This is a genomic window from Chryseobacterium sp. LJ668, from assembly GCF_019613955.1.
In the GTDB taxonomy this organism is placed as follows: Bacteria; Bacteroidota; Bacteroidia; order Flavobacteriales; family Weeksellaceae; genus Chryseobacterium.
In genome coordinates this window covers 457,966-480,145 of sequence record NZ_CP080443.1, presented here as the reverse complement: position 1 = coordinate 480,145, position 22,180 = coordinate 457,966, and the positions used below count along the sequence as shown (strand labels likewise).

Here is a 22,180-nt window from a genome sequence, read left to right as displayed (position 1 = left end):
ATTCGGTTCTTCTAACTTTATTATAAATGTATAAATATTTCAATGAACATTAAAATAAATCATCATCATAGATTTAATATTAGAAATTGTGGTAGGTCTTACTCTTCGAATTCTTATATTTGTAAGCATTCGGATTTTTAAAAAAGAATGAAAATGAATTTAAATATGATAGACAGAAGATATAAGGAAACGATTCATACCGATACAAATAACTACCAATACACTACAGTCACCCACGACGAAAATAAAGTCAGAATGTACACCCTTAAGAACGGATTAAAAGTTTTTTTGGCGCAAAATTTTGATGCACCCAGAATTCAGACCTTTATACCTGTCAGAACAGGGAGTAACAATGATCCTTCTGATAATACAGGTTTGGCGCATTATCTTGAACACATGATGTTCAAAGGAACGTCAAAAATCGGAACACAAAACTGGGAGAAAGAAAAAGTTTTACTCGATCAGATCTCAGATTTATACGAGCAACATAAAGCAGAGCAAAATCCTGAAAAGAAGAAAGAAATTTACAAGAAAATCGATGAAATTTCTCAGGAAGCAAGCCGGTTTGCGATTGCCAATGAATATGACAAGATCATTTCTTCTCTTGGAGCAAGCGGTACCAATGCCCACACTTGGTTTGATGAAACGGTTTACAAAAACAATATCCCGAATAATGAACTGGAAAAGTGGCTGAAAGTAGAAAAAGAAAGATTTTCAGAATTGGTTTTACGCCTTTTTCATACAGAGTTAGAATCGGTTTACGAGGAATTTAACCGTGCTCAGGATAATGACTCGCGATTGGTCAACGATGAGTTGATGGAAGCTCTTTTTCCGAATCATCCTAACGGACAGCAAACAACTCTCGGCAAGCCTGAACATCTCAAAAACCCTTCAATGAAGGCCATTCATAAGTATTTTGATGAATATTATGTTCCTAATAATTATGCAATCGTTTTGGTGGGCGATTTAGACTTTGAAAAAACAATACAGCTTGTCGATCAATATTTTGGAACGATTCCTTATAAAGAATTGCCTCAAAAGCAGGAAATTATAGAGCTTCCGATCGAAGAAATCGTTGAAAGAACAGTTTACAGTCCTACCACACCTCGAGTTCAACTAGCGTGGCGTACTGACAGTTATGGTTCAAGAGAAGCGATGCTTGCTGATATCATTGCTAATATTCTAAGCAACAGGGGTGAAGCAGGTTTATTAGATCTACATATCAATCAGACCCAAAAAATGCTTTGGGCGCAAGCTTATTCATTAGGTTTAAAAAACTACGGTTACTTTTCAATTGTTGCCGTTCCGAAAGAAAATCAGACTTTATCGGAAGCTAAAGAAATGGTTCTTGAGCAAATCGAATTGATAAAAAAAGGAGACTTCCCAGATTGGATGCTTCCTGCCATCATCAACGATTTCAAGCTTCAGAGAATGAAAGCACTCGAGACAGCAAGCGGACTGGCAAATAATCTTTTTGACACCTACATCAAGGGCAGAACCTGGGAGCAGGAACTGAATGAGATGGATGAGTATGCTGAAATTACTAGAGAAGAAGTAATAGCATTTGCCAATGTTTTCTTTAAAAACAATTATGTGGTTATCAACAAAGAAAAAGGGGTCAATGATAAACTGTTAAGAGTTGACAATCCCGGAATTACTGCCATTAAGATCAATCGTGAAGCACAATCTGAATTTCTGAAGGAAATTGTAGATGAAAAAACAGCTGATATTCAACCTGAATTTATTGATTACCAGAAAGAAATATCCACGGATGTTATAAAAGATAAAAAGATCAGCTTTGTTAAAAATAAATATAATGAAATCGCACAGATTCATTTTATTTTCCCGTTTGGCAGTGACCATGACCGTGAATTGGGTATTTCTACTCAGATTTTACAATATCTCGGAACGGAAAAGTTTTCACCTGAAGATCTGAAAAAAGAATTTTTTAAAATCGGTATTACCAATGATTTTAAAACCACTTCAGACCAGCTTCATATTTCGCTCAGCGGATTAGAGGAAAATATAAAGGAGGGTATTGATTTGCTGCAGCACTGGATGAAAAATGTACAACCTGATCAGGAAATTTACAATCAGTTTGTAGAAACGGTTCTTGAAAACCGTGAAGCGGCAAAAAAAGACAAAAACCGCATCATGACAGCTTTAACGAATTATACAAAACTCGGAAAAGGATCAAGGTTCCTGGATTTTCTTTCTAAAGACGAGCTTCGGAATACCAAAGTAGAAGCATTTACAGAACGCATCAAAAACTTATTTAAATTTCAGTATCAGATCTTTTTTTACGGAAAAGATTTTGAGAAGTTTAAAAATGAGATAGAAAGCTTTATAGAATCTCAAAGCAGAAGTATTGCTGATCCGAAAAAATACCCTGAACCTGAAACAAAAGGAGATGTGTACTTTACCAATTATGACATGGTGCAGATGGAAATGAGCAAGATCGGAAAGGGACTTCATGTAAACATTGAAAATTTTGGAAAAATCAACGTTTTTAATGAATATTTCGGGCGGGGTTTGTCATCCATCGTCTTTCAGGAAATTCGTGAGAGCAAAAGTCTGGCTTATTCGGCGTACGTTTCTTATTCGCCAAATGCTGAGATTGGCCATCCAGATTATATTACCACCTACATAGGAACCCAGCCGGATAAATTACAGATTGCAGTCGATACCATGACCGAGCTGATGGAGGAACTTCCTGAAGTGACCACTCAGTTTGAAAATGCAAAAAATGCGGCATTAAAGCAAATTGCCTCTACAAGAATTACAAGAACGAATGTGTTTTTCAACACTTTAAAACTGCAGAAACTGGGAATTACCCATGATTTCAGAAAAGATATTTACGCCCAGATTGAAAGTTTAAATTTTGAAGACATCAGACAATTTTATCAGACTGCAATAAAACCGGTACAGTTCAACACCGCTATTATCGGGAAAAAAGAAAACCTGAATTTAGAGGCTGTTGAGCAAATGGGAAGTTTTAAAGAGCTTGATCTGGAAGAGATTTTTGGATATTAATACAATCATATTTTAAAGTAATTCGGGGCGAAATCGAAGATTTCGCCCCAAATTACTTTAAGTCATCAAACAATCTCCGTCACCATCCTGAAAATCGGGATTAAAGTGTTCGGGAAGATTCTGAATGAGATTTTGATGAAACATATACCTTCTTTCGATATTTCGCTGGTATATTTTTGGAAAAGACGGGTAAGAATCTATTTTTTTATTTAAATCTATTTGATAAGAAGTCATCATTTTTATTTTATTCCGTGCGATAAAGTAGCTTAAAAAGTCTAGAAACGGACTTAGATCTGATTCTGAAAATAAATATGGAATCTTAAGATGACCATTTCTAAGCATCAAAAGGGAACAAATATTCAGATTTCTATCTTTATCAAAAATCTTAACCCAAAAATACCTGAAGTTCTGAGAATAGCTTGAAAATAAATATTTCTTATCCTCTGTTTTTCCCTCTAGAACCCATGGATTTTCTATTGCCCAGTTGATTTCTTCTGCTGTTCGGTTATTTTTAAATTTTGCTATAAAGTTCTTACTTTCAACATCAATTGTATCAAGAATTTCAAATTTAAAATCCGGTTTTTTTATAAAAATATTCTTCGTAGAAATGACTGTGTTGATAATAGAATCAGTAATTTTAAATAAAGGCTGTAGCGGCTTGGTTTTCTCTCTTTTTAAGGGAATAATAATTTCCAGATCTGTTCTGAAATAATATTTTTTTCCTTTTTTTGGTTCAATATATCTAAATAATCCTGTTTTGTTGTATAAACTTTCCGCTTCTTTGGTAAATTCGGTTAAGGCGATATTACCTTGATACTCTTCAAATGCTTTATTCAGCAAAGTCTGGGCAATTTTTTTTCCACGGAATTGATCACTGATGAAAAGTGTACTCAGCCAGGCATAACGAAATATTTCGCCATCAATTTTAAAATGATCAGGAAGACAGCCGACATATCCGGCTAGCTGATCTTCGTCATAAGCCAAAATCAAAAGAGTCTGGTCATCAGTTGCTTTAGGGTTTCTGATGTGTGATTCTGCCCGATGTTTTGTGATGGGAATGAAATCATGATGTTGAAATTCTCCGGATGCTACAAAATCTTCAAGCCCTTTTTTGTTTAAAGTTTTTAGATGGATCATTTCCGGATAATTTTATTTTTATTCAATACCTTTTTAAATTTGAAATAAGCAATCTCTTTTTTTAAAATCTGAGAAGCCGTTTCACCGGTTTCCATTGGTATTCTATGGAAATTTTTTGAAACAGAATCCATTTTTACACCAGCACTTCCGAAAGTACAGAAAATATCTTTGTTTTTAAAAAGTTCATCAAAAAAAGACTTTTCAACCCCAAAATCCGTAAATGGAAAAGCGAAACTTTCGTAATGAAAACCGTTTTCCCGCATATAATTGTAGCCCAGAATTGTATTTTCAAGTTGTTCAGAAATTGGCACTTCGTGGTAGAGCGGATGATTCATCCCATGTGAAGAAATCCCGAAACCTTTACTTGTTATTTGGTGCAATTGATCTAAACTGAGATACGGTTTTTTTTCCTCTAAATAATCTTGGAAATCAACCTCAAATTGTGTGGAAAGATCTTCAATGGTTTTGCTTTGATGATATTTTAATTTTAAAATAGAGGGGTTATCACAATTTAGATTGTCTAATGTATCTTTAATTAAACTCACTTTACAGCGAAACATCATATCCTTATTGTCAATAAAAGCAGGGTTGACAAAGTTCATTGCATATATTCCCTTTTTTTCCAAAACAGGAATTACGACATCATAAAATTCTCTGTAACCATCGTCAAAAGTGAGTAAGGCAATTTTTCTTTTCGGTTTAAAATTTCCTTTTACATAGTCTTTAAACTCATCAAACGTTACCCATTGAAAATTTTTTGAAAGACAGTCTAGATCTTCTTCAAATTCTTTTTCATTTTTATAATGGATGATATGTTTGAGATGGGGAAGATGTTCGTTCGAAACATTGTGATACACGGGAAGACAATAATCCAAAGGAAAATTGGCGGAAAACTTTTCATTTTCAAACCACGCAAGCGCATCGATTATTTCTTTTTTGAACATACAGATGTAAAAATAAAAAAGAATCTGCTCAAAAGCAATGTTTTGAGCAGATTCGCGGTGTTTATGTAACGAAAATTACTTCACAATCTTCATTTCATTGATCAGCCATTTAGAATCAGCAAATTTATCAATGATGAAAAGAATATATTTTGTGTCAACCATGATGTTTCTGCTGAATCGCGGGTCATAGTTGATATCGCTCATCGTACCTTCCCACTGTCTGTCGAAATTTAATCCAACCAAATTTCCATATGCATCCAATGCAGGACTTCCTGAATTTCCGCCTGTTGTATGGTTGGTTGCCGTAAATCCTACAGGAACATCACCGGTTTTGTCTTTATAGTTTCCAAAATCTTTTTTATCATACAGATCAATCAGCTTTTTGGGTACATCAAACTCATAATCTCCCGGAACATATTTTTCCATGACACCTGCTAAATGTGTTTGATAATCATATGATACGGCATCTTTAGGCGTAGAGCCTTTTACTTTTCCATATGTTACACGTAACGTTGAGTTGGCATCCGGAAAGAATTTTCTATCCTTATCGGTAGACATTTGCTGTGCCATGTATTTCTTCTGCAGAGCATCAATTTTTGTCTGTAAAGAGGTAAATTGTGGATCAGCAGTTTTCATAAACATATCTTTCATATTCATGAAAAGCTGGTAAACAGGATCTTTTTTAATTGTTTTAATCAATTTATCCTGATTAGAAAATGCTTTATCTATATCTGCATTCAGAGCGGCTCCGTTTACTGTAGATCTGCCGGTGATGATAGAGTTTTTAGAGATTTCCTCAACTTCAATGATGTTTTGAGCCTCATTTTTATATTTATCAAAATCTGCAGGCAAAAACTGAGGAGCTGTTTTGTTAGCATACAATGCCAAAAGTTTTGCAGTTACTTTTGCGTCTAATTCTGCACTATAATCTTTATAAAATGATGTCAATCTGTTTTTGAATGCTGTAATTCCTTTTTCATCCATTTTTCCGGCTTCTACAGAAGTAATGTAGTTAGAATAAAGGTTAGCAAGCATCAGAGTTTCAGCATTTCTTATTACTTCAGAATAATAGGCATTGTTTAATGCATAAGGAGCCTGGTCTTTGTAAAGTTTGTTGAGTTCGTCTAGTGTTGGTTTTATCTGTGGGTTTTTAGAAACCAAAGAACCTTCATACATTACTTTTTTCTGTACGGCATTTGATTTTTTAAGACCTTCCACTTCACCGATCCATTTTTTCCAATAGTTGGCAACAGAAGCGAATTTTGAAGCATACTTAATACGTGTTGCATCATCAGCACGCATTTTTTCGTCTAGAGTTTTTAAAGCCACGTCACGTACAGCAATTCTTGCAGGATCAATCTCTGTCATGAGCTTTTCAACAGCAATTGCCGGGAGATATTCTGTTGTTCTTCCCGGAAAACCGAAGACGAAAGTAAAATCATTCTCAGCTTTGTCTTTAATAGAAACGGGAAGATAGTGTTTTGGAACGTAAGGCACATTGTCTTTGGAATATTCTGCGGGCTTATTGTTTTTGTCTGCATAAATTCTGAACATAGAAAAATCTCCTGTATGCCTCGGCCAAACCCAGTTGTCGGTATCACTCCCAAATTTCCCAATGCTCTGAGGTGGCGCCCCTACCAGACGAACATCTTTATAGGTTTCGATGACGTAAGCATAAAACTTATTTCCGTAATACATCGACTTCACAGAAATAGATTGATAAGATTCGGTTTTTTGAGAATTTTTATAAATCTCAATATTGTTTGCTATTTTTTTTGAAAGTTCGGGCTCTTGAAGATTGTCTGTATTTTCTAAAATCTGAGCGGTAACTTCTTTGATATCAACAATAAAATCTACGGTCACTCCAGGATTCGGAAGTTCGGTTCCCATATTTTTCGCCCAAAAACCATTTGATAAAAGATCATTCTGAACGGTTGAATGTGCCTGAATCTGCCCATAACCACAGTGATGATTAGTTAAAAGTAATCCTTTAGGAGAAATGATTTCAGCGGTGCAGCCACCATTGAATTGTACTACGGCGTCTTTTATACTTGGTTTTTGTGTGTTGAAGATATCTTTGGCAGAAATTTTCATCCCAAGGTCTTTCATTTCCTTTTCATTCAGCTCAGTGGGAATCCACATTCCGCCATATTGCTGAGCCATCCCCAAAGAAAAACTGAAGAATGCAGAAGCAATTAGAATATTACGTTTTATCATGCAAAAAATTTTGACTAAAATACGGATTTAATTTTCTTGCCAAAAATAAAACCCTCCCGAAAATTTTATTCTGAAAGGGTTTTATCGATTTACTATAAATATTATTCTTTAAAATTCGTAAGATTGAATCTTTTGATTTTTTTTTAATTGATCTATAAATCGATCGTGATCGGTATGTTTTCCTGTAAGCGTCCATGTTGTAGCAATGTTTGCAGTACTGAATTTTTGTCTTACAACGAAGAATTTTAAGTGATAATTTTTAAATAGATCTTCAAAGTACTGAACATCTTCAAAATTGGCAACAACAATTTTATATTCTCTGATTTTGTGATTGTTATCGATGAAATTCTGCAGATAACTGAGCGAACTTAAAATCAAAAGAACCAAAACCGTTCCTGTTAATGAAAGATAAACATAGCCAGAACCTACAGCCATTCCGATTGAAGCGGTTGCCCAGATTGTGGTTGCGGTGGTAATTCCGTCAATTTTATTATCACCTTTAAAAATAACACCTGCCCCCAAAAAGCCGATACCTGTGATAATATTTGCAGCCAGCCGATCCGGATCCTTTATACCGATTTTGATGGAAAGAATGGTAAACAAACATGATCCGAAACAAACGAGAATGAATGTGCGAAGACCTGCAGACTTATTACGGTATTCTCTTTCGGCACCGATAAAAAGCCCCAGAATCACTGAGATAAAAATCAGAACCAGTTCGTTTTGTATTGAATGATCTTTTAGAAAATCCATTTTTTTTGTTTAAATAAAATTACAACAAATTTTTTTTAATAAAAAAGGACTGCTCTTCAGCAATCCTCTTATTATTTAAAGTTAGTTTTTAATAAATTTCTGCGTGACCGCTTTATCGTCGGTATAAAATTTAACGATGTAATTGCCTTTAGGAAGACTTGAAACATCGATAGCATTGTTCTTAACTCCTATAGAATTTACAATTCTTCCCGTGGCGTCATAAATTTCAGCTTTTATAATCTTAGTTTCTGTTTTCACAGATAAAATATTATTCACCGGATTCGGATAAATACTGAAAGATGTTTGATCATTATTATTTACTTCAGATGTTGCTAGAACGTTTTGAACCGTTGTTGTATAAGTATTGGTGACGATTGGAAAATTATAATCAAAATAAATATTTGCGGTATTATTGAAGCTTTGTCCGAGCGTCAAAGTAGATTTTGTTTTGATTTTAAAAGATACATAACCATCATTAGTTGCATCAGCAAAAGGTAACTGAATATTTTCAAAAATAAATTCGACAGTATTTGGGTTTGTAATTCTTGTTACAAAGCTATGACTTGCATGAAGCGGAATTAATGTAGCCAAATCAAATTTTGTAGTATCAATCATATCTTTCACCACAATATTCTGTGCATTTGCAGTTCCGGTATTTTCAAATCTGATCAAATAATGCACGTAATCACCAACTTTTGCCTGAGTAATTGTAGCGCCCTCTAAACATGTTTTGTCATTCGGATCAAAAGAATTGACAACAGTTTGGTTGAGTATAAATGTATTATCTAAAGGAGTTTCATCATTCAGACCATTGATTTGAGCAGTATAATTTAAAACTTGACCTCCATTTAGAGGAGGAGTTTGCATTGGTGTATTTAAAGTAAATGTTGCTGTGATTTCTCTTGTTTCAAACGGAAGAAGATTAGTAAAATTCCAACTTAAAATGCCAGTTGACTGCGAGTTCGGCGAAATTGTAGAACTCAGAAAATTCATCAGATTATCATTAAAATTAAAAACAACTGTTCCTCCTTGTGCGGCAGTTCCTTTGTTTTTATAAATGATTTTATATTTTGCATTAAAACCTGGAGCAGCAGCAGTTATCGGAATAATCACAACTTCCAAATCATTGTGTGTTCCATTGGCCGTCAAGCAGAAGTTTTGATTTAAAGGAGTGGTCTGTGTAGGAAAATTCGCGGTTACACTTGTTGGAGAAATCGTAAAATAGGTTGGGTTTTCAAGGATAGGAGAGATCGTATGTGAACCTGCACCTACAGCGATAGAATGATTGCCAGAATTATTCGCTATTAAGCTTCCTGAAACAGTTCCGTTGGTTATGCTGAATTTTTGCTGAGCCCTGTTTATGTCATTGACGTCACATCCATTATTATTGCTGTCAAATTTTGTATTCCCCTGAATTGTATATACACTTCCTCCAGGTGTAAAAGAGCAATAATCATTCACCACAACAGGGAAATATCCTGCATTATAAATTGCAGCAGCATTAAAATCATTAATCTGGCTTGCATCACAGCAAATATATTTCAAGACGTCGTTATCATTGAAGTTACATGAATTTGCCTGCAATGCCCCATTTTTAACGAAGAGGGTCTGCATAGGATAATTGCTATTGCATCCTAAAGATATAAGCAGTGGGTTATGAGTAACATCCAAACTTGTTAACTGATTGTTTTGCAAAGATAGATAGGTAAGATTTTGCAGCATTGAAACATTAATGCTTGTAAGATAATTATGACCGGCATTCACTGTGGTAAGCAGAGTTGACGGTTGGAAAACAAGACTCTGCAAATTATTCCATTCACAATTCAGATTTTTTAAAGCTGGGGTATTTTGTATATTCAGATTGTTGATGTTGTTAGAAATACAAGTCACATTTTGAAGAAGAAGATGATTGCTCAGGTTTAATGATGTAAGCTGATTATCGTCTATATTCAGATCAGTTAAATTCGGCAACGTGCTTATGTCAAGAACCGATAAATTATTGTCGGAAAGATACAGGTTTGTGATATTGGTACTGTTGGTAAGATTAAGACTCTGTAAATAACTGTTGTCATAGCAAGAGACTTTGTTCAGAGTTGGCAGATTTTGAAAATTTAGAGAAGTTAAAAGATAAAGATCTTTCAATTGTACTTCAAAAAGAGCATTGCAGCCCTGAACATTTAGATTTGTCAGTTCGTGCAGATCTTCTAGCCGTATTTTATTAAGAAAAGGTTTATTGCTTAAATCCAATGACGGAACCGGAGTGAAAAACATGGTAAGTGTTTCCAGATTGGGAAGATTCTGAACAGACATATTAAAGGTCGTATTGTTTCCTCCAACATTCAGGTGTTTAATAGAGTTACTCTGAACGTTTAAAGTTGAGAATCCGTGATAGGAAATCTGAAAGGTTTTTAAGAGACTACAATTCTGAATATTTAGAGATGAAACATTATTTTGATTCACATTCAAATAATCCAAAATGGGTAAGCTTAGGGTAATAGTCGTAAGGTAATTTTTCGTCAGATCAAGGTAAGTAAGATTTGTAAAGTTTTCTATTCCCGTTATATCCGAAATGTAAGTAGTACCTTGAGTGGGTGTAGTGAGATCCAGATAACTCAAATTTTGTGCTTCAGACAATTGTATTTGACCATCATAATTGGTATCAACATTCGTCCACGTTCCGGATTGATTTTTAGCTATTTTACTTGTTGTGTTGTTTGCTCCGAGCAATTTCGTTTTGAAATTCACATCAGGTATGGTTAAAATCTGTGCTTTAAGAGTAAAAATTGACAGTAAGAAAATAAAAAAATAGAGTTTTTTCATAAATTATTAGATATTTTTGAATTCTTTACAATTGAAAAGCAAAAATATACATTAAGCCTGAAACTTAAGGTATATTATGTTAAATTATTAAAAACTTATTATTTATCCTATCAAATCCAAAAACTGCTGCTCATCCAGAATCTCAATTGTTCCGATATCCTGCGCTTTCTTCAGTTTGCTTCCAGCTTTTTCACCGACAACCAGATAATTCAGGTTTTTAGAAACTGCCGATATGTTTTTCCCGCCGTGCTTTTCTACCATTTCTTCTGCGGCTTCTCTGGTGAATAAAGATAATTTTCCGGTAAATAAAAATGTTTTTTCTTCTAAGACATTAGACAAAACTTCATTGGTGTTTTCTCCTTTCTCCAGTTGTACACCGTAAGATTTCAGGCGTTCAAGCATTACAATATTCTCCGGGTTGTTAAAGAAATCTACGATACTTATGGCAATTTTCATCCCGATGTCTTCTACCTGACAAAGCTCTTCGGCAGTAGCATTTTTCAGATCATCGATCGTATTGAAGTTTTTAACCAGTTTTTTCGCAACAGTTTCGCCAACATGTTTTATACCGATTCCGAAAAGTACTTTTTCAAACGGAATTTCTTTTGATTTTTCGATTCCGTCAATGATATTCTGAGCAGATTTCTCGGCCATTCTTTCGAGCGGAAGTAGCTGCCCTTTCGTTAAAGCATAAAAATCTGCAGGATTTTCAATGAGTTTTTCCCTGTAAAGCTGCTCTATGGTTTCACTTCCGAGATTGTCGATATTCAGTGCCTTTCGAGAAACGTAATGAATCATTCTTCCCACCACCTGTGGCGGACAATGAAGATCATTTGGACAAAAATGAATCGCCTGATCTTCAAGCTTTACCAGCTCAGTTCCGCATTCCGGGCAGTTTTTGATATATTGAATTTCTTTGCTGTCAGAATTTCTTTTGTCCTTATTTACATCGATTATTTTTGGAATAATTTCACCACCTTTTTCCACAAAAACAAAATCGTGCTCGTGCAGACCTAGTTTTTTTATAATATCTTCGTTGTGAAGAGAAGCACGTTTTACTACAGTCCCGGCTAATAAAACTGGTTTTAAATTGGCAACAGGAGTTATGGCTCCCGTTCTTCCTACTTGATAAGATACGCTTTGAAGTTGAGTCTCGACTTTTTCAGCTTTAAATTTATAAGCCATCGCCCATCGCGGAGACTTTGCAGTATAGCCAAGTTGTCTTTGCTGTTTTAACGAGTTGACTTTCAGTACGATTCCGTCAATTTCGAAAGGCAGTTGATGTCTTTCGGTATCCCAAAAATTAATAAATTCTTTAATATCATCCAGAGTTTTGCACAGTTTTGCCTGATCTGAAATAGTAAATCCCCAGTCTTGAGCCTTGTGCAGCAGTTCCCAATGCGTTTCTGCCGGTATTTCTTCCGAAACATACTGATAAAGAACCGATGAAAGTCTGCGCTTTCTCACCTCACCGCTGTCCTGCATTTTGAGACTTCCGCTAGCGGTGTTTCGGGGATTCATGAAGGGGTCTAAACCTTCTTCCTCACGAAGTTTATTGATTTTGTCAAAGTTTTTTCTTGTCAGATAAATTTCACCCCGCATATAAAACCTTTCCGGGAAATCGCCTTTCAATGTAATAGGAATGTCGGAAATCGTGCGTACGTTTGAAGTAATTTCGTCACCTTGAAAACCATCGCCACGCGTTACTGCCTGTATCAATTTTCCATTTTCATACAAAATAGAGATTGAGGCACCATCATATTTTAGTTCTGCAACAAATTCTACAGGCTCATCTATGGTTTTAATGATCCGCTTTTCCCAATCTGCCAAATCATCATAATCATATGAATTATCCAAAGAATACATTCTGAACTGATGCTGAATAGTCGGGAAGATCTTTGTTACACCACCGCCTACACGAATTGTAGGAGAATTGTCATCATGAAATTCGGGATATTTTGCCTCCAGATCCTGAAGTTCTTTTAATAATAAATCAAATTCAAAATCAGAAATGCTCGGCTCGTCCAGCAAATAGTAATTTTCATTATGCTGGTTCAGTTCTTTTCTAAGCTTTTCGATCTTTTGCTGAATGTTTTCGGGCATTGGGTTGGTTTCTTTTGAACAAAAATAATAAGTATTGTGGAGAAATGAATGCAAAAAATTAATATTGTATTCAATAATGTTTATTCTGAATTAAAATGAAACTAAAAATCTCTTAATAATTTTGCAGACACATGCTTCAGATGTGATTTTATGTAAAAAAATAGAAATTATAATGGAGAAGAATATTTAAAATTATGAAAAAGTTTATCTTCGGGTTTGCAGTTTTAACACACGTTTTTATGAATGCACAAACCCAAATTATTGCACACAGAGGGTACTGGCAAACGCAGCCTCAGACAACCGAAAATTCGATCAAGTCATTGGAAAATGCCCAAAATTTAAAAATTTACGGAGCTGAGTTTGACGTCAGGATGACAAAAGATGGCGTTTTGGTGATTAATCATGATGAGCACCACGGTAAGATGGAAATTTCGGAAACAAGCTTTAAAGACCTTGAAAATCTTAATCTTTCTAATGGTGAAAAATTTCCCACACTAAAAGATTACCTGAAGCAGGGAAAAAAGGACCGGTCTTTACAATTAATCGTTGAGATCAAGCCTGCTAAAACAAAAGAATTGGAAGATGAGATGACTGCAAAAACGATCAAAATGATTAAGGATATGAAACTGGAATCGCAAAGCGAGTTCATTTCCTTTAGCCTGAATATCTGTAAAGAGATCAAAAAATTAGAACCAAAATTTAAAGTTCAGTATTTAAATGGTGAGCTTTCACCGGAGCAGATTAAAAACGAAGGATTAGACGGAATGGACTACCATTATAGTATTTTTGAGAAAAATCCTACCTGGATCGCTGATGCAAATAAGTTGGGACTGATTACCAATGTTTGGACGGTCAATAATACTGAAATTTACAAAAAATTAAAAAATCAGGGTATTAAATTTGTAACCACAAATATTCCCAATATTTTGAAAGACGCAAAATAGATGTAACATTTATAAAAATATGCCTTGCAGATTCTGTGAGGCATTTTTTATTTAAAAAAATAAGTAAGTATAGCTTTTAAAGATAGCTATTGTAATTTATATGCATAGCATTAAACCTTGTTAATGTTTCTAAAGGGGTGCTTGACAGCGTTTTAAAATTTCACTTAATAAATAATTCACAAGTCGTTCAATAATTGTTTAAAATATGTTAAAGTCATGTTAAAAGCATCGTCATAATCTCGTTCTAATTTTGCGCAAACAAAAAAGTGTATGCGTAAAGAGACTCAAAAATTGCTTTTATTATCCTTACTGGGATTGGTGACCGTCGATATGGCAGCTCAACAGCAGGTAAAAAAAGATACCGTAAAGAACATTGAAGAAGTAGTGGTGACAGCTCTTGGAATAAAAAGACAGGATCGTTCTTTGGGATATGTTGCAGAGACCATCAAATCTGACGAATTGCTGAAAACCCAGAATAACAACTGGTCACAGGCTTTGGAAGGGAAAGTAGCTGGTTTGAAAATTCAGACCGCAGGAGCTGGCCCTTTGGGAAGTTCTATCATCAAATTAAGAGGTGATATTTCTATGAATCCCGATCAGAACAATGCTCTTATTGTTGTAGATGGTGTTCCATTGAATAACAACACCACAGGAACAGGTTTCTCGGCTTATGGTGCGGGTGCCAAAGCAGATTTACCTATCGACTATGGAAACGGCATTAATACAATAAATCCTGATGATATAGAATCTATCACCATTTTGAAAGGTTCTACTGCATCGGCGCTCTATGGTTCCAGAGGTGCAGGTGGAGCAGTAATGATTACCACAAAATCTGGAAAAAGTAAAAACGGAAAGGTACAGGTAAGCTTAAATTCTTATTCAAGCTATGATACAGTATTGAAATGGCCGGATTACCAGTACGAATACGGACAGGGTACGATGCAGAAAGATACCAACGGAAATTACTTCTACTCTTATCAGGCTTCGGCAGACGGAATTAATACGGGGGCAACGAGCAGTGCTTTTGGGCCAAAATTCGCAGGGCAATATTATTTTCAATATGATCCTACAACAGAAGGACAGAGCGCTACAAGACAACTTTGGCAGCCCTATAAAAACAATATCAAAGATTTCTGGCAGACAGGAACTACCTTTTCAAACAATATTTCTGTAGAGGCTTCTAACGAAAATACATCATTCAGGTCATCTTTAACCTATTTAAAGAACGAATGGATGATGCCCAATACGGGCTTCGACCGGTTTAATGCAGCTTTTTCAGTTGATCATAAATTGAGTGAGAAATTGAAAATGGGGATCAAATTAAATTATAACAAAACAAAAAGTGATAATCTTCCTGCGACAGGATACAGCAACCAGTCGATCTCTTATTTCATGATCTTCCAGAATCCGAATGTTGATTTGTCGTGGTATAGACCCATCTGGAAGGCAGGAAAGGATCAGATTGAGCAGATTCATCCCTTCAGCTCATTTATTGATAATCCTTATCTGATCGCTTATGAAATGCTGAATGGTGTTGATAAAAACTTTATCACAGGAAATGTCAACGTAAATTATAAAATTGCCAAAAATTTTGACGTCATGTTGAGATCGGGGATGGAAATAACGAATGAAGAACGTACGCAGAAAAGACCATGGAACACGGCAAATTATCTTCAGGGCATGTACAGAGAACAGCATGTGAAATTGATGGATTTAAATAATGACGTTTTATTTACCTATAAAAATACAATCAACGATTTCGATTTCAGTGCATCAGCCGGAGGAAATATCCGCTATACGGAATATACAATGAATGATTATATTGCAGAAGGTCTTTTGAAACCAGGTCTGTATACAATGCCTAATGGTATTTCAACGACTTCAAGATTTGCAAAACCAAGCGATAAGCAGGTGAACAGTACTTATGCGCTGGCAAATGTAAGCTATAAAAACAGGATTTTCTTAGATCTTACTGCCAGAAATGACTGGAGCAGTACACTCCCCGTAGAAAACCGTTCCTATTTCTATCCTTCAGTAGCAACATCATTTATTCTGTCTGATATTTTCAGTTTATCATCAGATCAGTTTAATTACTGGAAGCTGAGAGCTTCTTGGTCTAAGGTCGGAAATGATACTGATCCTTATCAACTGATCAAATATTATAGCAACAGTGACTTTACGGGATCTGTAGAATCGCCGTCATTGTATCCTAATCCTAATCTGAGACCCAATATGATTACCAATATTGAAGCAGGAATGGATTTTACTATTCTTAAAAACAGAATTAATTATACTATAACAGCGTATCAGAATAATTCTAAAGACCAGATCATTAAGATTCCTATGTTATGGGAAGCGGGTTACAGTACAAGGGTTATTAATGCTGGAGAAGTGAGAAACAGAGGCCTTGAAATGACACTAAATACATATCCGGTAAAAAATAGAAATTTCTCATGGAGCGTCAATGCAAACTGGTCGATGAACAGAAATAAAATTCTTTCAATTCCTGCAGAGTTCAACGGTGAACCTTATGTAATGGGAAATGTAGGGGGTGCGGTATATTTTAATGCAGTGGTGGGTGGCTCGTTAGGAGATCTTTATGGCTACGGATTGATGTATACTCCGAACGGAGAGGTCATATATGGAAGTGATGGTTTGACAGCAAAGCCTACTCAAATGAAAAAAATCGGAAATGCCTACCCGAAATGGAGAGCCGGTCTTCAGAATGAATTCAAATATAAAAATATTACCCTAAGTTTTTCATTTGACGGGCAGTACAAAGGGGTGGCATATTCTCAGTCTCACCACAAAATGTCAGAACAGGGAAAGCTTGAGCATACGTTAGCAGGAAGAGATAATCCGGGAGGTCTGATTATAGGTGAAGGAGTTGTTCAAAATCCTGACGGCTCATTCTCAGCAAACACAAAAGGAGTTCTGGCATCTGCATACTATGCTGATTATTACAGAAGGGCAAATGTTGAGACAAACACTTTTGATACATCTTTCATCAAGTTAAGAGATGCAAGAATTGCCTATTCTTTTCCGAAAAATATAACTGAACAGCTTAAGATTACAGATCTCACGTTGGCATTATTTGGAAGAAATCTTTGGATGTGGACGGAGTTTCCGCTATTTGATCCGGAAGTGGCAACACTTAACGATAACCAGATTACACCGGGTGTGGAAATGGGGCAGCTGCCGACAGCAAGAACGGTAGGTATTCAGCTTAATGTTAAATTTTAAAATTAAAATCATGAAAAAATTATTTTTAAAAATAGTATTCCTTGCGGGAGTGAGTCTGGTTGCAGTATCGTGCGACAGAAATTTGGATGAGGTAAACGTAGACGAAAGCAGGATCAGCGAGCCGGTTGCTTCAAAATTATTGCTTCCGATTCAGTATAATATGTCTGCAGTCAATTATATGAGAGCCAACGATTTTACTTTCGATATCATGCAGGTAACTCTTGATTTTCCGAATGAAGGTAATTCACTGAGCCGTTATTATATTACCGAAAATACCGGCGCGGGTTTTTGGAATAACAGCTATAAATGGCTGATGCAGATCAATGATATGAAAAAAGCTGCGATAAGAGATAATGATGTCAATTATCAGGCAATTGCGATGGTGCTAAACGCATGGGTGTATTCTAATCTTACCGACACATATGGTGATGTGCCGTTTTCACAGGCTTCACAACTTGACGAAGGTATTTCTCAGCCAAAATTTGATAAGCAGAAAGATATCTATATTAAGTTGTTGGATGATTTAAAAGCTGCCAATTCACTATTTGTTGTTGCAAAACCACTTACAGGAGCAGATCTTTTCTACAAAGCAGAAAGTGATGTAAATGGAATTACCAATTGGAAAAAATTCTGCAACTCACTTTCATTAAGATTGCTTACGAGAATTTTAAAAAAGAATGGTGAAGTAAATGTTCACCAGAGAATTCAGGAGATTGTAAGTAATCCAACGGTGTTTCCTATTTTCCAAAGCAATGCAGATACAGCAAAACTAAATGTTTCGGGCGTTGCACCGCTTCTTCCGCCCATTGCAAGACCCCAGGATTTTACAACAGGAAGAGCCGCATCGGCATTTTTTGTCGAAACCCTGAAAGCCAATAATGATCCTAGAATGGCCCTGTTTTTTACTCAGGCGAAAAATATTGCTCCTCCAAGTGCAAATATCGGTTACAAAGGTGCTCCGTCAGGTTATGCATACGGAACGACATTCGATTATCAGCCATCAAATATGAATCAGAATTTATCCAAAGCGCCTCTCAACATTCTGGTTTATCCTTATGCAGAACTACAGTTTATCTTATCTGAATTAGCATTTAAAGGAATTATTCCGGGAAATGCCCAGACCTTTTATGAAAGCGGAGTAAAAGCCACCATCGAACAGTGGGGATCTACAATGCCCACCAACTATTTTGCAAATGTAAATGTATCCTATAATGGAACTTTAGAAAGAATCATGCTTCAGAAATATGTGTCGCTCTTCTTTGTAGATCAGCAGCAGTGGTTTGAAAAACGACGAACAGGCTTCCCGGTACTTCCGAATAATGGTGGATTGCTGAATAATGGAAATCTGCCTCAGAGATTAATGTACCCGCCAAACCCAAGAGTTTTGAACACTTCAAATTATCAGGCAGCTGTTCAGCAGATGGGAGGTGATAATATCAATATCAAAACCTGGTGGAATCAATAAGTTTTTTTTAACGATCAATTAATAGTATCATGTATATAAAATTTTTAATGCCGTGTCTGCTCATTTCTGCAATGGCATTTTCTCAGACTTCAGTTTCAGGATATGTATTTGAAGATATCAATAAAAACCAAAAGAAAGAAAGCCGCGAAAAAGGAATTGAAAATGTAGCAGTATCCAACGGAGCGCAGGTTGTTTTGACAGATAAAAACGGGAAGTACAGCTTACCGGTGCAGGAAGACCAGACGATTTTTGTCATCAAGCCTTCAGGATTTAAATTGGCTTTAAATTCAAACAATCTTCCTCAGTACTATTACCAGTACAAACCAAAAGGTTCGCCTGCAGATTTTAAATATAAAGGCAGTGCGCCCACCGGAGAACTTCCCAAAGAATTGAATTTCGCATTGCAAAAGCAGGAAGAAAGCAAAAATTTTGACATTCTTGTTTTCGGAGATCCGCAGCCGTACACAGAAAAAGAACTCGATTATTTTAAAAGAAGCATCGTCAACGAAGTAAAAAACAATAAGAAAAATGCAGTTTTCGGGATTAGCTTAGGAGATCTTGTAGGCGATAATCTTAGCCTTCAAAAGCCTTATGCAGATGTAATGAAAGAAATAGGGTTGCCTTGGTACAACGTTATGGGAAATCATGATATGAATTACGAAGCCAAGGAAGATTATTTGTCAGACGAGACTTTTGAATCCAACTTTGGTCCTGCGAACTACTCGTTCAATTATGGGAATGTACATTTTATAATTTTAGATGATATTTTGTATCCGGACCCGCGAGATGGAAAAGGATATTGGGGTGGCTTTCGTGAAGATCAAATGCAGTTTATTCAAAATGATCTGAAGCTAGTAGATAAAAATAAACTGATTGTGGTTTCTTTTCACATCCCACTGGATCACAATAACGAAGATAACTTCAGAAATGCTGACCGTCAGATATTGTTTGATGCACTTTCACCTTTTCAGAATGCTTTGATGTTGTCTGCACACACGCATATTCAGCAACAGATTTTCTACGGAAAACCACAGGGATGGAGTGGTGCAAAAGATTTACATGAATATAATGTGGGTACTACCTGCGGAGATTGGTGGTCAGGAACTTCTGATGAAATCGGGCTTCCGACGTCTACCATGAGAGACGGTACAGCAAAAGGATATTCCTTTATCAGTTTCAATGATAATCAGTACAAAGTTAAATACAAAACTGCAGGAAAACCTGAAGAGTACCAGATCAAATTGTATCTGCCGAAAGTGATTCCATTCCCTTCAAAAACTTCTGCTAAAGTTTTGGCTAATTTCTTTATCGGAAGCAAAAAAGATAAAGTAGAATACAGAATCGACAATGGCGCATGGGAAACAATGGAATATAACGAAACCATCGATCCGAATTTTGCACAGTCGGTTTTCAAATGGGATACAACCAAAGATCTTTTCCCCGGAAGAAGACCTTCTAATCCTGAATTGTCGAAACATATCTGGGTCGGAGGATTTGGAAACAAATTAACTTTAGGTAAACACAAAGTTGAAGTGAGAGCTTATGATATGTACGGAAATGAGTTCTCTTCGTCAGAAGAATTTGAAGTTAAAGATCGTATTCTCATTCCATAGTTTCAATTTTACTTACTATATTACTTTCGGAACCAGCTTTAGATAAGCTGGTTTTTTCTTATAGAAATTTTGAATGAAAGAGTTCTGATAAATCAAAATAATAAACACCTGTTTAAAAAAAGGGTTTCGTAGATTTGCACCATAAATTAATTGAATGAATTTACAAGGAAAAAATGCCATTGTAACTGGCGGTGGAAAAGGTCTCGGAAAAGCAGTAGCTTTAATTCTTGCCCATGAAGGTGTAAACGTTGGAATCACCGGTAGAAATGAAGAAAATCTTAAAATGACCATTGAGGAAATCAAAAAAACGGGTGTGAATGCAGCGTATGCGGTTTTTAGTATAGACAATGAAATCCACGTAAAAGCAGGAATAGAATCGTTGGCAGAGCAGCTCGGCGGTATCGATATTTTAATCAATAATGCAGGAATCGGTGATTTTGGTTCAATCGAAGATATGTCTTCTGAAGTTTGGGAACAGGTGATTAAGACCAATCTTTTCGGGGTATATTATGCTTCGAAAGCTGTTTATTCTTTCATGAAAGAAAGAGGAGAAGGTGATATTGTGAATGTAGCATCTACAGCCGGTCTGAAAGGCGGACCCAATATGTCAGCGTATGCAGCCTCCAAAGCAGCAGTTGTTTCTTTATCACAATCGATGATGGCAGAATGGAGAAAACAGAATATCCGTGTCATTACATTGACGCCAAGTACAATCGCATCAGATATGTCGATCGACGGTGGATTAACAGACGGAAATCCCGAAAAAGTACTTCAGCCAGAAGATTTTGCAGAATGGGTAAGAGATATTCTAAAAATGAACAGACGTGCGTTGATCGCAAACGGTTCTATCTTCTCTACAAATCCTTAAAAGTTGTAGTTATAATATAATTTTAACCAATAGTATATCAATAGGAGCGGGCTTTAGCCCGCTTTTCTTTTTATTATTAAATTGGCTTCAGCCAAAACTAAGTATTCTTTTTAATTTAATTCAATCTTAATCACTAAATCCATCAAATTTTTAAACTCTAATTTTTAAATTATCTATTTTTGCAACAAATTATTCACATGCAAAATTATTTAGAATTCGATTTTAAAATACAGCCACTTCAACCATGGAACGAAATATTAATGGCTGAATTGATTGAAATAGGTTTCGACAGTTTTACAGAAGAAATTCACGGTATTTTAGGATATATTCAAAGAGATCTGTTTAAAGAAGATGAGCTGAAAGCTTTACCTCTTTTTAAGAATGAAGCAGTTAACATAGAATATACTTTCACAGAAATGCCCAATATCAACTGGAATGAAGAGTGGGAAAAGAATTTTGAACCAATCAATATTGATGATAAAGTTTTAATAAGGGCAGAATTTCATGAATCGATTCCGGGAATGCATGAAATTGTCATCCAGCCAAAAATGTCATTTGGCACAGGTCATCATCCCACCACTCATCTGATGATTCAACAAATGATGGATATTGATTTCAAAGGCAAAAAAGTTTTGGATATGGGCTGCGGAACTTCGGTACTGGCAATTTATGCAAAACAAAACGGCGCCGGAGAAACCAAAGCAATTGACATCGACGATTGGTCAGTCGAAAATTCCAAAGAAAATGCTGCAAGAAATCATGTTGAGTTAGATATCGAATTGGGAACAGCTGAAAATTTAGGCAAAGAAAAATATGATATTATTTTAGCCAACATCAACAGGAATATTTTGATTTCCGATATCCCCACTTACGTTTCAGTATTGAATGATGGCGGAAAATTACTGCTTTCTGGCTTGTGTTTTTTTGATGTGGATGATATTCTTGAAGTATGTAGAGAAAATAATTTAGAACTGAAAAAGAAGTTACAGCGTGAAGAATGGGTAAGTTTGCTTCTGGAAAAAAATTAAATTAAAACGATT

Annotated in this window: 13 protein-coding genes; 7 read left to right on the top strand and 6 right to left on the bottom strand. The window is 35.7% G+C overall.

Annotated elements, in window-relative coordinates; all coding sequences use genetic code 11:
- Positions 1–153: 153 nt before the first annotated feature.
- The gene (locus tag K0U91_RS02310; protein WP_408912594.1) at positions 154–3,033 is read left to right on the top strand and encodes a M16 family metallopeptidase; all 2,880 of its coding nucleotides are present in this window, start codon (positions 154–156) and stop codon (positions 3,031–3,033) included.
- Between the two features lie 57 nt (positions 3,034–3,090).
- Here the strand turns inward: K0U91_RS02310 and K0U91_RS02305 are convergent, their stop codons facing one another.
- From K0U91_RS02305 to ligA, 6 genes are all read right to left on the bottom strand, one after another.
- On the bottom strand, positions 3,091–4,170 hold the full coding sequence (locus K0U91_RS02305; RefSeq protein WP_220180258.1) for a GNAT family N-acetyltransferase: 1,080 nt from the start codon (positions 4,168–4,170) through the stop codon (positions 3,091–3,093).
- Positions 4,167–5,114, bottom strand: coding sequence for a polysaccharide deacetylase family protein (locus K0U91_RS02300; RefSeq protein ID WP_220180257.1), 948 nt, complete (start codon positions 5,112–5,114; stop codon positions 4,167–4,169). The genes K0U91_RS02305 and K0U91_RS02300 overlap by 4 nt, the downstream gene beginning before the upstream one ends.
- A gap of 75 nt (positions 5,115–5,189) precedes the next feature.
- Complete coding sequence (locus tag K0U91_RS02295) at positions 5,190–7,331, bottom strand: S46 family peptidase (protein ID WP_220180256.1); 2,142 nt, start codon at positions 7,329–7,331, stop codon at positions 5,190–5,192.
- Positions 7,332–7,439: 108 nt separating this feature from the next.
- Positions 7,440–8,084 (bottom strand): MgtC/SapB family protein, encoded by a 645-nt coding sequence (locus tag K0U91_RS02290; protein WP_220180255.1) that lies wholly within the window; start codon positions 8,082–8,084, stop codon positions 7,440–7,442.
- 81 nt (positions 8,085–8,165) lie between these two features.
- Positions 8,166–10,904 carry a DUF7619 domain-containing protein gene (locus tag K0U91_RS02285; protein ID WP_220180254.1) on the bottom strand — a complete coding sequence of 913 codons (2,739 nt, stop codon included), beginning with the start codon at positions 10,902–10,904 and terminating at the stop codon, positions 8,166–8,168.
- Between the two features lie 102 nt (positions 10,905–11,006).
- Positions 11,007–13,007: an NAD-dependent DNA ligase LigA gene (gene ligA, locus K0U91_RS02280; protein WP_220180253.1), complete on the bottom strand. Its 2,001-nt coding sequence runs from the start codon at positions 13,005–13,007 to the stop codon at positions 11,007–11,009.
- 194 nt (positions 13,008–13,201) lie between these two features.
- Between ligA and K0U91_RS02275 the strand changes: the two genes are divergently transcribed.
- The 6 genes from K0U91_RS02275 to prmA all read left to right on the top strand — a co-directional run bounded on the left by K0U91_RS02275 (position 13,202) and on the right by prmA (position 22,168).
- The gene (locus tag K0U91_RS02275; RefSeq protein ID WP_220180252.1) at positions 13,202–13,951 is read left to right on the top strand and encodes a glycerophosphodiester phosphodiesterase family protein; all 750 of its coding nucleotides are present in this window, start codon (positions 13,202–13,204) and stop codon (positions 13,949–13,951) included.
- Positions 13,952–14,221: 270 nt separating this feature from the next.
- A complete protein-coding gene (locus K0U91_RS02270) occupies positions 14,222–17,194 on the top strand; it encodes a SusC/RagA family TonB-linked outer membrane protein (RefSeq protein ID WP_220180251.1) in 2,973 nt (990 codons plus the stop codon).
- Positions 17,195–17,204: 10 nt separating this feature from the next.
- Positions 17,205–18,659, top strand: coding sequence for a SusD/RagB family nutrient-binding outer membrane lipoprotein (locus tag K0U91_RS02265; RefSeq protein WP_220180250.1), 1,455 nt, complete (start codon positions 17,205–17,207; stop codon positions 18,657–18,659).
- Between the two features lie 29 nt (positions 18,660–18,688).
- Positions 18,689–20,272 carry a calcineurin-like phosphoesterase family protein gene (locus K0U91_RS02260; RefSeq protein WP_258561892.1) on the top strand — a complete coding sequence of 528 codons (1,584 nt, stop codon included), beginning with the start codon at positions 18,689–18,691 and terminating at the stop codon, positions 20,270–20,272.
- A gap of 154 nt (positions 20,273–20,426) precedes the next feature.
- Positions 20,427–21,140 carry a 3-ketoacyl-ACP reductase gene (locus K0U91_RS02255; protein ID WP_219971205.1) on the top strand — a complete coding sequence of 238 codons (714 nt, stop codon included), beginning with the start codon at positions 20,427–20,429 and terminating at the stop codon, positions 21,138–21,140.
- Positions 21,141–21,337: 197 nt separating this feature from the next.
- Positions 21,338–22,168, top strand: a complete 831-nt coding sequence (prmA, locus tag K0U91_RS02250; RefSeq protein ID WP_220180249.1) for a 50S ribosomal protein L11 methyltransferase — start codon at positions 21,338–21,340, stop codon at positions 22,166–22,168.
- The last annotated feature ends 12 nt before the right edge of the window (positions 22,169–22,180 follow it).

Coding starts and splice junctions, on each gene's coding strand:
- K0U91_RS02265 (WP_220180250.1), top strand. CDS start 17,205: ATGAAAAAATTATTTTTAAAAATAGTATTCCTTGCGGGAGTGAGTCTG.
- K0U91_RS02295 (WP_220180256.1), bottom strand. CDS start 7,331: ATGATAAAACGTAATATTCTAATTGCTTCTGCATTCTTCAGTTTTTCT.
- K0U91_RS02275 (WP_220180252.1), top strand. CDS start 13,202: ATGAAAAAGTTTATCTTCGGGTTTGCAGTTTTAACACACGTTTTTATG.
- K0U91_RS02255 (WP_219971205.1), top strand. CDS start 20,427: ATGAATTTACAAGGAAAAAATGCCATTGTAACTGGCGGTGGAAAAGGT.
- K0U91_RS02305 (WP_220180258.1), bottom strand. CDS start 4,170: ATGATCCATCTAAAAACTTTAAACAAAAAAGGGCTTGAAGATTTTGTA.
- K0U91_RS02310 (WP_408912594.1), top strand. CDS start 154: ATGAATTTAAATATGATAGACAGAAGATATAAGGAAACGATTCATACC.
- K0U91_RS02285 (WP_220180254.1), bottom strand. CDS start 10,904: ATGAAAAAACTCTATTTTTTTATTTTCTTACTGTCAATTTTTACTCTT.
- K0U91_RS02270 (WP_220180251.1), top strand. CDS start 14,222: ATGCGTAAAGAGACTCAAAAATTGCTTTTATTATCCTTACTGGGATTG.
- prmA (WP_220180249.1), top strand. CDS start 21,338: ATGCAAAATTATTTAGAATTCGATTTTAAAATACAGCCACTTCAACCA.
- K0U91_RS02300 (WP_220180257.1), bottom strand. CDS start 5,114: ATGTTCAAAAAAGAAATAATCGATGCGCTTGCGTGGTTTGAAAATGAA.
- ligA (WP_220180253.1), bottom strand. CDS start 13,007: ATGCCCGAAAACATTCAGCAAAAGATCGAAAAGCTTAGAAAAGAACTG.
- K0U91_RS02260 (WP_258561892.1), top strand. CDS start 18,689: ATGTATATAAAATTTTTAATGCCGTGTCTGCTCATTTCTGCAATGGCA.
- K0U91_RS02290 (WP_220180255.1), bottom strand. CDS start 8,084: ATGGATTTTCTAAAAGATCATTCAATACAAAACGAACTGGTTCTGATT.